Here is a 14442-nt window from a genome sequence, read left to right as displayed (position 1 = left end):
TAAAAAAGCCCGGTTGCATCGCGCTTCCGGGCTGCTACTGATGCGCGTATCAAAAGTTAAAACGTAGTCCAGCCCTCATCGCTCGTGGCGGTTTCACGCGGTTCGACGTTCTGCTTCACAGCGGGCCTGGCGGTCGGTTTATCTGTTTTGGCGACCGGTTTTGCGCCATTCTGATCGAGACGGAACGTAGCGACCAGTTCTTCCAGCAAACGTGCCTGCTCTTCCAGCGAACCCGCCGCCGATGAGGATTCGCTCACCAGCGAGGCGTTCTGCTGCGTGGTGCTATCCAGCTCACCCACCGCGCGCGCGATTTGCTCAATACCGCGGCTCTGCTCTTCGGAAGCGGAAGAGATTTCGCCCATGATATCGTTAACACGAGTGACAGACTGCACCACCTGATCCATGGTTTCACCGGCTTTCGCCACCAGTTCGCTACCGACATTAATGCGTGATACAGATTCGCTAATCAGCTGTTCAATATCTTTTGCAGCCTGCGAGCTGCGTTGCGACAGGCTGCGCACTTCGCTGGCGACTACCGCAAAGCCACGGCCCTGTTCACCGGCGCGTGCCGCTTCTACGGCGGCGTTCAGTGCCAGAATGTTAGTCTGGAAGGCGATGCTGTTAATCACAGCAGTAATATCGGCAATTTTGTTCGAACTGTTATGAATATCGCCCATGGTGTTCACCACTTCGCGCATCACCGTGCCGCCTTCGCTGGCGGTTTTCGACGCCTGAGCGGCCAGGCTGCTGGCATTGCGCGCGTTATCGGCGTTGTTTTTCACCGTGGCGGTCAACTCTTCCATACTGGCCGCGGTTTCAACCACCGCCGCTGCCTGCTGCTCGGTGCGGGAAGAGAGATCGGTATTGCCTTCGGCAATCTCCGTCGCTGCACGCGAAACCTGGCTCACGCTGTTGCGCACTTCAAAAATCATATCGCGCAGTGTGTCGTTCATCCGGCCCATCGCACCGGTTAATTGCCCCAGCTCATCGGTGCTCTGCGCACGAATTTGTGAGCTGAGATCGCCACTGGCGATACGTTCTGCCAGCGCCAGGTTGCGATCGATAGGACGCGTAATCTGGCGGATAACCCACCAGGAGACAATCACACCGAGCAGGATAGCGATCACACCGATAATCGACGCAATGGTGCTCGAGGTGTACGCCAGTTCATCGTTGTGCGCTTTCACCAGCGTAATGATCTGTTTGAGCGAGGCGCTGCTCTCGTCCCCACCCACTTTTACTTTATCTTCCGCGGCTTTTAATGCCTGGAAAGCGCTGAGATAGTTGAGGCTTAAATCGCGGTATTTCACCGTGTCATCCCACAGGGATTGCAACGGTGATTGCAGCTCACCCGGTAACTGGCTTGCCAGTGCCTGAACGCTCTTTTGCGTTGCGCCAAAACGGGCATCCAGCGCCTCTTTCGACTCTTTACCCGGGCTGTAACGCACCACCAGTGCGGCGTCGCGCACCGTGCTGATCGCAAATAACTGTTCGTAAATTTGCGCCATCAGCGCCGGGTCGGCCACCGGTGTGCGCACCAGCGTGGTATAGCGCGCCGAGAGATCTTGTGCGGCCAGTTTATCGAGCGAATCGCGCACGGTTTTGATGTCACCAGTGGCTTTTTGCATCTCGCCAATCGCGCTCTGGAACTGTTCCAGGTGGCGGGCGACATCGTTAATAATTTGTTTTTCATTTGCAGACCAGGACATATCGTCGGCGCTGGCAGTCAGCTCGGAAGCGTGACGCACATAGTTGGCCATCACCTGCCCTGATTTATCATCGCCATAGAAGTATTTCAGACGGTTAATTTTGGCCTGAAATACTTCAATGTTGATGTTGTACATAAGATTGGTTTTTTCGTAGACGTCGCGTATTTCTTTGAAGCGCAATACGCTCAGGACGGTGGCAATAGCAACCAGAAAGAGAACTAATCCAAAACCGACTGACAGCTTCCTACTAATTTTTATGTTGCTTAACCGCTGGCTAAATGACATTCCGGACTCCTTGCTAAACCCCAATGTTAGCGCCCAACAACTGCACGCACACATTGTTATCGGCAATGAAACCAGGGAGTTCAGGTATGAGCTGGTCTTATCAGTGAAAAACGTGATATTGATGCGCCCCATTCGCAAATTTTTGCCGGGGAGCATCAATATAGAGAGAAAGGATTATGTTGTTGAATTATAACTTATCGATAGAATTGTTTGTGAACGATGTTTGCGCCCTCATCAATCGCACGCCATAACGCGCGTTCGCTAGCGAAAGCGTCTCCCTCTTCTAACGCGGTCAACAAATCACTGTAATTTTCGACGCGCGTTAAATCCTCAGAATTTGGATAAAGATAATTATAACAAGGCCCAATACGAACCCATAACTGCTCAATCAATGCGGTTAGCGTCGGCATCCCGGCATGGTTGTAAACACTAAAGCGAAACACGCGGTTAGCCTGCAGTCCCTGCTCCGTGTTACCGCTTTTCATTGCTTCATGAAAATTCGCCGCCAGGATACGCAACTCACGAATTTTCTCCTTCGTCATATGCTGGCTGGCAGCGCGTGCGGCCATGCCCTCAAGATTTTTACGAATCTGGTTAATTTCGTTATAGCGATCAAGGCTGACTTCCGGAACCAGAAAAGCCTGCGCCGGCGTGGCATGCAGCGCACCTGCGGAGACCAACCGCAGTAACGCTTCCCGCACCGGTGTAATACTGGTGCCTAATTGATCTGCTATTTCCTTTGTGATGAGCCGCGCGCCCGGTTTAAGCGCACCAATAATAAGCGCACTTTTAAGACTCGCCTCAACTTGCATGGTGAGACTGGTCCGCTGCGCTTTTTCCAAATCAAGCATGTTTGTATCCCGTATAATTTCTTATTTATTCTCAGCCTGGTAGCGTGTCCGTAATTTGTGTCAATGAATATATTATATACACATGCCTGGTCTTGGATGGTCGCGTAAAAGTTAAAGCAATTTGTATTTATTATGCACAACTACCAGGAACCGCCTTCACAAGGTCATCAGTTCCTTATGCTTATCTAATTAAAGACGTTTCTCAAAAATTTGCACGATTTCTGATGGCGGTTTTTCACCGCCATCATTCTTTTAGCTGAGAGGCCCGATTTGCACTACGACTTTACCGAAATTTTTCCCTTCAAGCAGGCCGATAAAAGCGTTTGGCGCATTTTCCAGCCCTTCGATCAATTGCTCACGGTACTGAATTATTTCCTGTCGTATCCATTGTTCCATTTCTTGCTGAAATTCATGAATACGGTGCCCGTAATCCTGGCCAATAATAAAGCCCTGCAAACGGATTCGTTTTTTCAGCAGGGTTGCCATTAATAACGGAATACGATCCGGACCGGCCGGAAGATCGGTGGCGTTATAGCCGCTGACTAACCCACAAAGCGGAATTCGCGCGGAGGTATTTAATAACGGCAGCACCGCATCAAATACTTTTCCGCCGACATTTTCGAAATAGATATCGATCCCCTGCGGACAGGCCGCAGCCAGCTGTTCGGCAAAATCCTCTGCGTGATGATCAATGCAGTGATCGAACCCCAGCACGTCAACCGCATGCCGGCATTTCTCGCTGCCACCGGCCACGCCGACCACGCGGCACCCTTTAATTTTACCGATTTGCCCCACCGTGGCGCCTACCGGACCGGTTGCGGCGGCAACAACTAACGTTTCACCGGATTTCGGCTGGCCGATATCCAGCAATCCCATATAGGCGGTAAACCCTGGCATACCAAGAATGCCGAGCGACCACGACGGGTGCGGCGGGTTGTCTCCCAGTTTGACCAGGCCTTCGCCGCCCGAAATGTCGTAATCCTGCCAGCCGCTGTAGCCCAGCACCCAGTCACCTTCTGCGAAATCCGGATGTTGCGATTTCACCACGCGGCTAACGGTGCCGCCGCACATCACTTCACCAATTTTCACCGGCGGCGAATACGACGGCGCATCGCTCATCCGCCCGCGCATATAGGGGTCTAACGAGAGGAAAACCGTGCGCAGCAATACCTGCCCTTCGCCTGGCGTGGCGAGAGCGTCTTCTTCAAGGCGGAAATTCTCTGCGACGGGCGCACCGTGCGGGCGGGAAGCCAGTACCCAGCGGCGGTTGCGGTGAGGATCTTGTTTCATTGTTCGCTCCTGTACGTGTCAGACTAACTATTGATACTAGTCCCTGACGGCCAGGAGCGCGTTTACATTACGAGCTGGAAGGATTTAGCCGTACCACCAGATAACGGCAAGGCGTGTCACTTTCATTGATAAAGCGGCAATCATTTGGCGGGCCGAGCTCCAGACAATCTCCGGCATGCATCTCGTGGCGCGTGTCGCCTTCAACGAACACCAGTTCCCCCTCCTGTAACCAGATAAGCTGGCGCGCCAGCGCATAGGCGGACGCAGGCATCGGAATATCGCTCCCGGCAGGCAGCTCGATTTGCACCAGGTCGATAGGCAAATCGCTGCGCGGTGAAACATGACGGCGCAGATAGTGGCTCTGCGGATCGCGCCAGACGGGCTGATCGGCGTGGCGCAGCAGTTTACCTTCCTGCATTTCCGCACGTGCAATCAGCGTTGACATACTGATGCCAAACGCGCCGGAAAGCCGTGCCAGCAACGCCGCCGTCGGGCTACTTTCGCCGCGTTCAATTTTGTGGATCATCGCCCGCGACACCCCGGCGCGCTCCGCCAGTTCGCTCAGCGACCAGCTACGTGATTCACGTTCAACGCGAATTCGCGCACTGATCCGTTGATTTATATTGTCTGAGATAGTATTCATAACGTAATACTATAGTGTACAAATTTGAGGTTCAACCATGAATATTCGTTACGCCGGGAAAGAAGATTGCGCGGCTATCGCCGCCATTTACAACCATGCAGTGGTTAATACCGCAGCCATCTGGAATGACCAGACGGTCGATGTCGACAACCGTATCGCCTGGTTTGAAGCACGCGGCGCGCTCGGCTATCCGGTGCTGGTCAGCGAAGAAAACGGCGCAATTACCGGCTATGCCTCGTTTGGCGACTGGCGCGCTTTTGACGGTTTTCGCCACACGGTTGAGCACTCGGTTTATGTTCATCCGGAACACCAGGGCAAAGGCATCGGCCTGGCACTGATGGAGCGCTTAATTGAGGAAGCCAAACGCATCGGTAAACATGTGATGGTCGCGGGTATCGAAGCGCAGAATCACGGCTCGATTCATTTGCACAGCAAACTTGGGTTTGTGATTACCGGGCAAATGCCGCAGGTCGGCACGAAGTTTGGCCGCTGGCTGGATTTGACGTTTATGCAACTGCAACTCGATGACCGCACCGAACCGGACGCCATTGCATGAATCAGTCGCTCACCCTCACCTTTTTGATTGCTGCCGGTATTGGCCTGGTGGTGCAAAACACCTTAATGGTGCGCATTACCCAGTCGGCCTCGACGATCCTTATCGCCATGCTGCTGAATTCGCTGGTCGGCATTGTGCTGTTTGTCTCTATTTTGCTGATCAAACACGGGGTCGCCGGGTTTCAGGAGTTGTACGCCAGTGTGAAATGGTGGACGCTTATTCCCGGTCTGCTGGGGTCGTTTTTTGTCTTTGCCAGTATCAGCGGTTATCAATATGTCGGTGCGGCAACCACCATTGCGGTACTGGTGGCAAGCCAGCTTATCGGTGGTCTGGTGATGGATGTGGTGAGAAGCCAGGGCGTGGCGCTGAAAGCGCTGATTGGCCCGGTATGCGGCGCGGTGCTGCTGGTGATTGGCGCCTGGCTGGTAGCCAGACGCCAGTTTTAATTACAGTATCTCGCCACCTTTGGTGAGCTGTTCGCGTCGCGCTTCCATATCTTCTTTGTGCTGCCGACCATGGTGCGCAATTGCCTGACGCAGGCGCTGTTGCTGGGTGTAGCGTTCATCCCGGCTCAGTGCCGCATCATCGCTGAGTTCGACCAGTAACGCATTCATCCCGATAATAACGCCCTGTTCGATAGCCGCGTCGACACGTGCGATAACCTCATCCAGATGTGACATAGCCTCTCCTTTAATTCAGCTTCGCTTTAGAAAAATCGCTGCCCATCAGGCTGACGGTATAACCGCTGACATTACTGCGGGTAGCGTAAAACGTTTTGCCGTTAGCCAGCGCGATCCACGGTGCCTGCTGGTAGAAAATCTCCTGTGCCTGGCTGTAAAGTTTGGCGCGCTCGGCAGGAGCGGCAGTGACTTTGGCTTTCTGCACCAGGGCATCATACCCCTTATCGCACCAGCGGGCGGCGTTGGAGCCGGTTTTGATGCTGTTGCAACCGAGCAGCACATCAGCAAAGTTGTCCGGGTCGCCGTTATCCGACATCCAGCCGAACAGCGCGGTATCGTGTTCCCCTTTGCGCATCCCGGCCAGATATTCACCCCACTCGTACGAGACGATCTTCGCCTTCACGCCAACTTTCGCCCAGTCCGCCTGAATCATCTCGGCGATGCGCCGCGAATTCGGGTTATACGGACGCTGCACCGGCATCGACCACAGCGTGGCTTCAAAGCCCTTTTCCAGCCCGGCCTGCTTGAGCAGTGCTTTGGCTTTTTCAGGATCGTAGCTGTAATCCTTCAGATCTTTATTAAACCCGAGCATGTTCGGCGGCAGCGGTGATTTTGCCACCGTACCGGAGCCGAGGAACACCGCATTGACGATAGCTTGTTTGTCGGTCGCATAGTTCAGCGCCTGGCGCACCAGCACATTATCAAACGGCTTTTTCTCGGTGTTAAACGCGAGGTAGCCCACATTCAGCGCATCAATGGTATGCAGCGTTAAGTCTTTATTGTTTTTGATCTGATCAAACTGCACCGGTGCCGGGGCGGGAATAATCTGGCATTCATTGGTTTGCAGCTTCGCCAGACGGGTTTGCACATCCGGCGTAATAGAGAAGATCAGATGTTTGGTAGGCACTTCACCCTCCCAGTAATTTGGGTTGGCGATATAACGGATTTGCGCGTCGGTTTTGTACTGCTGCAAGGCGTACGGGCCAGTGCCGATTGGCCAGTTATCGACGTTTTCCGGCGTGCCTTTTTTCAGCATCGCATCCGCGTATTCCGCAGAGAGAATCGAGGCGAAATCCATGCCCCAGTCGGCAAGAAACGCGGCATTAGGCTCATTCAGTACAAACTGAACATGGTTATCATCGATTTTTTTCACTTCTTTGATCAGCTTATCAAGGCCGACATCGGTGAAGTATTCGTAATTACCTTGCGAAACATTATGATAAGGATGTTTCGGATCCATCTGGCGCATCACAGAGAAGACGACGTCATCGGCGTTAAAGTCGCGCGTCGGTTTGAAATATTTATTGCTGTTAAATTTAACGCCCTGGCGCAGCGTAAAGGTCCAGGTTTTACCGTCTTCAGAGACTTTCCAGTCGGTCGCCAGCGACGGCACCGGTGTGTTTTTCACCGGATCAAAGGTGACCAGGCGGTTATAAAGCACCTGCGAGCTGGCAACAAATGTCGGCCCGGAGCTGGCAATTTGCGGGTTGAAGGATTCCGGTGACGCTTCGGAGCAGTAAATGATTGTATCGTTGGACGCCGCCCATGCGGCACTTGCCGGTAACAGTGTGCTCAGCGCAAGGGCGAGCAGCGTTTTTCCCGTGGACATTATCAGGAGCCTTCTTTTTTTATATGGAGCATTAATCTCAGCACAGCAGATGAGAACTGGCAAATAATGATTCCGCATCAGGTTATTCTAAAGCATTTGTTTTTGCTGAAATATCCACCATTATTAATGAATAAATTTGCGTTAAATAAATTTCGTGCCGTCAAGCGTGTTCGACGCGCTCAATGCGTCGAGAATTCAATGGTTTTGCGCTTTCTTCTGCCTTTTACTGGTAAGAAGTTTGCGTATAGTAGACGCGTGAAGAAGTCTATGGGATGAAAACGTGGCAAAAACTCTCTTGCGTAGCGGCGATTTGGATGATTTCCAGGCCGTTGGCGGCGGCGGTCAGGCCGTATTCGATTCGGCATTGCAAATTCGTGAAGCACTGCGTCTGCGTAAGCAGCAGGCGCTGGTAGATTGCCTGGCAATACCCCAGGTCAATGATGAAGGGGATCGTGTCGACTGGTATTCGCCCATTGATGGTCGCGCCCAGTCATGGAAAGCGGCTGAACCCGAGGCGCGCGCCCGTGCGCTGCGTTACCTTGAGAGCACGCTGGACAGCGCCGCCGCGCTGAGCCGCAAATGCCTGCAATCACCGAAAACCGCGCAGCAACTGTTTGGCTCGCTGCTGGAAAAAGCGCTGCAATTCCCCGGCGAAAACCATGTTTTCCTTGTTGATGGCAAACCGGTCATCACCTTCTGGGGCTTTGTGAATCTCAATGAAAGCGCCCGCGAAAATGTGCTCGAGTGCCTGCAAGAGCCGGAACCAGAAATCCCTGAAATTATTATCGAACCGGAGCCAGAGCCGGAAGAAGAGCCCGCTGTCGAGGTGACATTCAGCCAGGCAGATGCGCCGTTACTCACGCCGCAAGCGGAAATCAAACCGCAGCCCGTAGCCGCACCTCCCGTGCAGGAAGCAGCACCGGTGGTTGCCCCTGAACCCGCTCCTCAGCCTGAACCTGCACCGGTGGTAAAAAAACGCCGCCGCTACGGTCTTTGGGCGTTGCCCGTTGCTGCGGCAGTCGCGGCGGCAATTGCCGTGCCGCTGGTGCTTAATCAGCAACAACAAGCGCCTGCCCCTGCCCCCGCCGAACCAAAAGCGGAGCCGGTCGCTATTGCGCCGCCGCCGATGCAAGCCGAGCCGCTGCCTGAACTGGCGGGGAAATTGCCGCTGCATCAGGCTGAAATTGTTGCGCCTGCGGTCAAAACACCGGAAGTCAAACCGGTTGACAAAGGGACGGTGGTTATCGCCTCTATCCCGAAAGATGTACTGGTGATGGATGCGTTAGAAGTGAAAATTGGCTCCACCAAATTCCTTAACGGTAACTGGCGTGTGGCGATGGATGTGAAAGATCCGGTCACTGGCAAAGCCCCTGCCGTGCGTTACCAGATCCAGAACAATAAAGGGACGGCGCGTATTGTTATGGGTAAAAATGTGACCTGTCGCGCCGATCTGTTCTCCGGCCTGCATGAAACCGGCGAACTGCTGATTAAGAGCCGCAGCAACGCACGTTGCAGCGACGGGACGCGTTACCCGATGCCGGAAATTTCCTGTAAAGCAAGCAGCAATGACGTCGCGGAATGCAGCGCGCGTTTTGACGCCAACACCACCGTTCCGGTGACGTTCAGAAAAACAGGTGACTGAGTTTATGCTGGTTAATCTTTGCGACTACAAACAGAGCGTGACGCTGATTGCCAATAGCGGCGTGCAGTTTCTTGATTTTGGCCTGACACCCCAGGATTCCGCCAATAGCGGTCGATTTGTGCGTAAAACCGCCAATGGCCCGCTGCTGCGTCTGGATTTCGATCTGGTCAACGAGCGTTATACGTTGCCGAACCGCGACGGCGGTCAGCCGGAAGTGGTAAAACCCGAAAGCACACATTCGCTGCAATATTCGTTGTCGATCCTTGATGGTATCTGGCTGCCGATCCCGTTCCTGCGTTTCAACCCGCCCCGTACTTTCGTTGAAGGTCCGGATAACTGGGCACGCGTGCAGATCCGCAAGCTCAGCGAACCGGACAGCGCCGGAAATACCCACCGCGTGGCGCTGGCGCTCGACAGCCAGATTAACGGCAACTCGCCTGCCGCACTGGCGCCGCAGGAAAACGATATTCTCAATGGTACGCGGTTCTCACTGGCCTGGCGTGACGACGAAGTGGCGGATTTCCTCGATCAAACCTGGGTTGATGGCTGGTTGCGCGAAGCGTTTTTGCAATTTATTACGCAACACGAAACCCGCAGTGAGCGCGAAATTAACCAGGCATTGCGCGGTTTTGAATACCAGGCGCACTGGCTGAATCTGATGAGCCTGCTCGGCATGCAATTGCAGGTGCCGGAAGTCAAAATCGTCACGCACACGCTGAGCACCCCGGCGATCCCGGTCGATCTGATTCTGGATGTCGGCAACACCCACACCTGCGGCGTGATCATTGAAGATCACGGCGATGCCAACGATGGGTTGCGCCAGACGGCGGAATTGCAGGTGCGTTCGCTCAGTGAGCCTCAGTACCTCAATGAGCCGCTGTTTACCAGCCGTCTCGAGTTTTCTGAAGCGCGCTTCGGCAAACAGCACTTCTCGGTCGAGAGCGGTCGCGAAGACGCCTTTATTTGGCCTTCGATTGTCCGCGTGGGCGATGAAGCCCGCAAACTGGCAACGCAGCGCCTCGGTACTGAAGGCAATAGCGGTATCTCCAGCCCGCGCCGCTATCTGTGGGACGAAACACCGGTATTGCAGGACTGGCGCTTTAGCCAGATGAACAGCAAAACCCAGCGCGAACCGCTGGCGACCGCCTTCCCGTTAATGAACCTGATGAACGACGAAGGCCAGCCGCTGTATAGTCTGCCGCTTGATGAGCGTTTACCGGTCTTCTCCCCCCAGTACAGCCGCAGCACGCTGATGACTCACATGCTGTGTGAATTGCTGTCGCAGGCGCTCGGGCAGATCAACAGTGTTGCCACGCGTCTGCGTTTGGGTTTTCCGGCGTCACCGCGCCAGTTGCGCACCATTATTCTTACCCTGCCCTCGGCGATGCCGAAGCAGGAGCGTGAAATTTTCCGTCGCCGCATGTTTGAGGCTATCGCGCTGGTATGGAAAGCCATGGGCTGGCATCCGCAGGATGAAGACTTTGCTAACCGCAAACAGCAGGAAAAAAGCGTGGTGCCCGTACCGCACATTCAGATGGAGTGGGACGAAGCCAGCTGTGGCCAACTGGTATGGCTGTATAACGAAGCGATTTCCCGTTTTGCCGGGCAAACTGAAACGTTTTTCGCCTCGCTTGCCCGCCCGGATCGCGAAGAAGCACCTGGCGCGGTAAAAGGCCGTTCGCTGCGCGTGGCCTCCGTCGATATCGGCGGTGGCACGACAGATATGGCGATTACCCATTATCAACTGGATGATGGCACCGGCAGTAACGTCAAAATCACCCCGCAACTGCTGTTCCGCGAAGGGTTTAAAGTCGCCGGGGATGACATTCTGCTGGATATCATTCAGCGCTGTGTGCTGCCGGCGCTGCAAACGCAGATGCAGAAAGCGGGCATTACCGATGCCGCGGCGATCATGGCGACGCTGTTTGGCGATTCCGGGCGTATTGATACTCAGGCCGTACTGCGCCAGCAGACGACGCTGCAACTGTTTATGCCGATTGGTCACGCCATTCTTGCCGCGTGGGAAGAGAGCGACATTAACGATCCGCTCGCCGGATTGCATGCAACCTTCGGCGAACTGCTCACGCAATTGCCGACGCGCAATGTCATGAACTACCTGAAGCAGGCGATCGATCATGCGCTGCCGTCCGGTTCAGCGGAATTCGATGTGCTGGCTGTCCCGCTGCAGGTCAATTTCCGCGAGTTGCAGGATGCGATGCTGGCCGGACAATTTACCCTGACCGCCCCGCTGCATGCGGTTTGCGAAGCCATCAGCCACTACTGCTGCGATGTGCTGCTGATCACCGGCCGTCCTGGCTGCTTACCCGGCGTGCAGGCGCTGATTCGCCACCTGCAACCCGTGCCGGTTAACCGCATGATCTGGCTTGATAAATACCGCGTACATGAGTGGTATCCGTTCAGCCAGCAGGGTAAGATCGGCAACCCGAAATCAACCGCCGCCGTTGGCGCGATGCTGTGCAGCCTGGCGCTCGATTTGCGTCTGCCGCGTTTTAACTTTAAAGCGGCGGACATCGGTGCCTATTCCACCGTGCGCTATCTCGGTGTGCTGGATAACGTCGTCAATACCTTGCGCGATGAGAATATCTGGTATCACGATATCGACCTTGATAAACCCGGCGCAAAACTGGACGCGCGTTTACACTTCCCGCTGCGCGGCAATGTTACGCTCGGTTTCCGCCAGCTCGCGAACGCCCGCTGGCCAGCTACGCCGCTCTACACGCTGAGTATCAACTCGCAGGAACTGGCGAAAACCATCGCGGGCGACGGCGTGCTGAATGTCCGTTTGCAATTCAGCGGCGGCAATAAACAGCACGGGCCCGAATCGTTCACCTTGAGTGAGGCCTGGCTCCAGGACGGTACGCCGGTCGCCGCAGACGCGTTAACTTTTAAACTGAATACGCTGGCCGATCGCCGCCATAGCGGCAGCCATTACTGGATCGACAGCGGGAGTGTGTATCTGAAATGAGTGCGAGCGTAAAAACCACCCAGGCACTGGCGACATGGATCAACGAAAACCGCCAGCACGCACCTTTACTGGATGATGATGCCGACGCGCTGCTGTCGCGTCTGACGACTGCCGCCGCCGAGGAAAGCGCGCTGCGTGAAGCGGTTGACGCGCCCTGCACCGTTGGGTTGTATGGTCATTCACAAGCGGCCAAAGCGCATCTGCTGACAGCCCTGTGCGGCAGCGGTAACGGGCGGCTTAATGTGCGTCCCGGCGAAAAAACACTGGATTACTTCACCCATATCAATCCCGGCCATGCCCTGACCAGCATGGCGCTGCGCTTTAGCCAGCATCTCGCGCCGATGGATGAGGGTTTCCCGCTGTGCCTGCGCATTATCAGCGAAGCCGAGCTGGTGCAGATCTTTATTGCTCATGCCGTTCAGCAGCCGGAATTGCGCGCCGTTGATAAATCGGTGATCGAAGACCGCGTCGCGAAATGGCGCTCACTGCGCCAGCCGAATGCAGTGCCGGGGATCACGGCGGAAGATATCGGCGCGATTGCCCGCTTCTGGCGCGCGGCAGTGCCTTCGTCGCAGCAACAGATGGATGATGCGCTGTGGTATCAGTTTGCCTGCCTGTTGCCTTCCCTCGATCTCAGCGCCCGTGCCAGCGCCTGGTCGCTGTTATGGGGCGAGCAGCAGGAACTCACGCAGCAGTGGTTGTCGCTGGCGCACACCCTTCACCAGACCGGGAACGCGCAGGAACTGGCGGCGCCGCTCAGTATTCTGGTGGATACCTTTGCCCTGCCAACCGACGGTTTCTTAACACCCTCGGAACCCGGTAGCGATGAGATCCATGACGAAGTGGTGGTTCACCCGTGGTCAAACGAGCAGTTGCACAATGCGGTCAGTATTCCGCTGGCCACCCTTGCGCTGATTACGCGCGAACTGGTGTTGCCGGTGGAAAACGCGGTGTTAACGACCGTGGATATTCTCGATATTCCGACACCTGGCCCACAGGATGGCCAGCCGTTGTGGCGTAGCAAATGCCGCTGGTTGCTGGAAAGTTACCGCCAGCGCCTGCAACCGGATGTGTTGATGATTTGCAATGCGACGCTGGAGCGCTCAGCAACCGCAGCCACTGCGCGCGCATTATTAAACTGGGTCAAGGAGACACAATCCGGTCAGGAAACGGCGCTGCCGGGGCTGGTCTGGGCGATTACGCCGCAGGATGCGCGCTTTACGCTGGCACAGAATCTGGACGAAGCCGTACAACAGCTCATCGGTAAACCGGGTCAGCACTGGGGAACGTTGCAGGCGCTGGATGCCAGCAGTCTGCAGCGTCTGCTGGAGTGGCTGGTGCAGGCGACAGCGCCTGGCCTGCGTCAGCAGCGTCTGAAAGCGCTGACTGAGCGCCATCAGCGCGCCCTTCGCGATCTGCTGCAACCCTGGCTTGCCACCGCCGCGAAAGACGCGGCGGCGCAACGCGCGAGCGCGGAGTCCGTGGTGCGTGAACTGCAAGGCCAGGCTTCACGCCACGGTGAATTACTGGAAGGTTTACAGCCGGATATGCAGCAGTTCGATACGCTGTGGAAAGTTCAGCAGCCGCGCGAAGAGAAAGTCAGCGGCTTGTTTAATGAATCTATCGATCTGTTTGCTGAATCCGCAGAAAGCAGCGAACCGCAGGCGGTGTCGAAAGATATCGGTCAGCAGGCGCATGCCTTGTGGGTCAACCATGTTCGCCAGTGGAGCCGCAACGATGATAATGCCGCGCGTCTGGGGCTCAGCCCTGCCACGCTGCGCCAGATGGCGGAGATTGTTATCGTCAGCAGCTACCGGCTGAATTTACCCGATCAGTTGCAAAAAATTATGCAGCGCGATACCGCATGTGCCGCGCAACTGTACGCCGCGATTGGTAACTTTGTCGCCTGGCTGGGTTATGCGGAGATCGCACAAGCGGATCGCCCGGAAAGCCGTGTCAACAAAGGCAGTACCATTTTTTCCAGCGGTACGGATGGCGCTACCCAGGCGCGGTTAACCCGTCTGAGCGAACAGCCGGTACACGCCGCCACCCGCTATGTTTATGACTGGCTGGTGGCGTTGTACCACCGGGCTATCGAAAACATTGGTTACAGCCATCCGCTGGATATCAGCCCGGCGGCGCGTAAAAAACTCAAATCCCTGCTTCCCTGAAAATCACCCGGCCATGCAAA

11 protein-coding genes are annotated in these 14442 nt (G+C 55.4%); 5 read left to right on the top strand and 6 right to left on the bottom strand.

What is annotated here, in order from left to right; genetic code table 11:
- Positions 1-56: 56 nt before the first annotated feature.
- The 4 genes from H650_RS01895 to H650_RS01880 form a co-directional block, all read right to left on the bottom strand.
- A complete protein-coding gene (locus tag H650_RS01895) occupies positions 57-1994 on the bottom strand; it encodes a methyl-accepting chemotaxis protein (protein ID WP_016496008.1) in 1938 nt (645 codons plus the stop codon).
- 194 nt (positions 1995-2188) lie between these two features.
- Entirely contained in the window at positions 2189-2845 is a 657-nt protein-coding gene (locus H650_RS01890) for a GntR family transcriptional regulator (RefSeq protein WP_016496007.1), read from the bottom strand.
- A 252-nt stretch (positions 2846-3097) separates the two neighbouring features.
- Complete coding sequence (curA, locus tag H650_RS01885) at positions 3098-4135, bottom strand: NADPH-dependent curcumin/dihydrocurcumin reductase (RefSeq protein WP_016496006.1); 1038 nt, start codon at positions 4133-4135, stop codon at positions 3098-3100.
- A 67-nt stretch (positions 4136-4202) separates the two neighbouring features.
- Complete coding sequence (locus H650_RS01880; RefSeq protein ID WP_016496005.1) at positions 4203-4778, bottom strand: helix-turn-helix domain-containing protein; 576 nt, start codon at positions 4776-4778, stop codon at positions 4203-4205.
- Between the two features lie 37 nt (positions 4779-4815).
- Between H650_RS01880 and H650_RS01875 the strand changes: the two genes are divergently transcribed.
- Both H650_RS01875 and H650_RS01870 read left to right on the top strand, forming a co-directional pair.
- Positions 4816-5334 (top strand): GNAT family N-acetyltransferase, encoded by a 519-nt coding sequence (locus H650_RS01875; protein ID WP_016496004.1) that lies wholly within the window; start codon positions 4816-4818, stop codon positions 5332-5334.
- Positions 5331-5780 carry a DMT family transporter gene (locus H650_RS01870; protein WP_016496003.1) on the top strand — a complete coding sequence of 150 codons (450 nt, stop codon included), beginning with the start codon at positions 5331-5333 and terminating at the stop codon, positions 5778-5780. The genes H650_RS01875 and H650_RS01870 overlap by 4 nt, the downstream gene beginning before the upstream one ends.
- Here H650_RS01870 and H650_RS01865 read toward each other — a convergent pair whose 3' ends face one another.
- Both H650_RS01865 and H650_RS01860 read right to left on the bottom strand, forming a co-directional pair.
- Positions 5781-6014: a DUF2526 family protein gene (locus H650_RS01865; protein WP_016496002.1), complete on the bottom strand. Its 234-nt coding sequence runs from the start codon at positions 6012-6014 to the stop codon at positions 5781-5783.
- 10 nt (positions 6015-6024) lie between these two features.
- Positions 6025-7623, bottom strand: coding sequence for an ABC transporter substrate-binding protein (locus tag H650_RS01860; protein WP_016496001.1), 1599 nt, complete (start codon positions 7621-7623; stop codon positions 6025-6027).
- 280 nt (positions 7624-7903) lie between these two features.
- Between H650_RS01860 and H650_RS01855 the strand changes: the two genes are divergently transcribed.
- Genes H650_RS01855 through H650_RS01845 form a run of 3 tightly spaced genes read left to right on the top strand, consistent with a single transcriptional unit; the run spans position 7904 to position 14422 of the window.
- Positions 7904-9265 carry an SrfA family protein gene (locus tag H650_RS01855; RefSeq protein ID WP_016496000.1) on the top strand — a complete coding sequence of 454 codons (1362 nt, stop codon included), beginning with the start codon at positions 7904-7906 and terminating at the stop codon, positions 9263-9265.
- A gap of 4 nt (positions 9266-9269) precedes the next feature.
- A complete protein-coding gene (locus tag H650_RS01850) occupies positions 9270-12251 on the top strand; it encodes a virulence factor SrfB (RefSeq protein ID WP_016495999.1) in 2982 nt (993 codons plus the stop codon).
- A complete protein-coding gene (locus H650_RS01845) occupies positions 12248-14422 on the top strand; it encodes a virulence factor SrfC family protein (protein WP_016495998.1) in 2175 nt (724 codons plus the stop codon). Before H650_RS01850 ends, H650_RS01845 begins: the two co-directional genes overlap by 4 nt.
- The last annotated feature ends 20 nt before the right edge of the window (positions 14423-14442 follow it).

Origin of the sequence: Enterobacter sp. R4-368, assembly GCF_000410515.1 — a bacterium.
GTDB lineage: Bacteria > Pseudomonadota > Gammaproteobacteria > Enterobacterales > Enterobacteriaceae > Kosakonia.
The sequence above is the reverse complement of the archived record's forward strand: the minus strand, read 5'-3'. Positions and strand labels throughout refer to the sequence as shown.

Bases quoted from the DNA above. Each gene is read 5' to 3' on its own strand.
- curA (WP_016496006.1), bottom strand. From the start codon at position 4,135: ATGAAACAAGATCCTCACCGCAACCGCCGCTGGGTACTGGCTTCCCGC.
- H650_RS01890 (WP_016496007.1), bottom strand. From the start codon at position 2,845: ATGCTTGATTTGGAAAAAGCGCAGCGGACCAGTCTCACCATGCAAGTT.
- H650_RS01865 (WP_016496002.1), bottom strand. From the start codon at position 6,014: ATGTCACATCTGGATGAGGTTATCGCACGTGTCGACGCGGCTATCGAA.
- H650_RS01850 (WP_016495999.1), top strand. From the start codon at position 9,270: ATGCTGGTTAATCTTTGCGACTACAAACAGAGCGTGACGCTGATTGCC.
- H650_RS01895 (WP_016496008.1), bottom strand. From the start codon at position 1,994: ATGTCATTTAGCCAGCGGTTAAGCAACATAAAAATTAGTAGGAAGCTG.
- H650_RS01845 (WP_016495998.1), top strand. From the start codon at position 12,248: ATGAGTGCGAGCGTAAAAACCACCCAGGCACTGGCGACATGGATCAAC.
- H650_RS01875 (WP_016496004.1), top strand. From the start codon at position 4,816: ATGAATATTCGTTACGCCGGGAAAGAAGATTGCGCGGCTATCGCCGCC.
- H650_RS01870 (WP_016496003.1), top strand. From the start codon at position 5,331: ATGAATCAGTCGCTCACCCTCACCTTTTTGATTGCTGCCGGTATTGGC.
- H650_RS01880 (WP_016496005.1), bottom strand. From the start codon at position 4,778: ATGAATACTATCTCAGACAATATAAATCAACGGATCAGTGCGCGAATT.
- H650_RS01860 (WP_016496001.1), bottom strand. From the start codon at position 7,623: ATGTCCACGGGAAAAACGCTGCTCGCCCTTGCGCTGAGCACACTGTTA.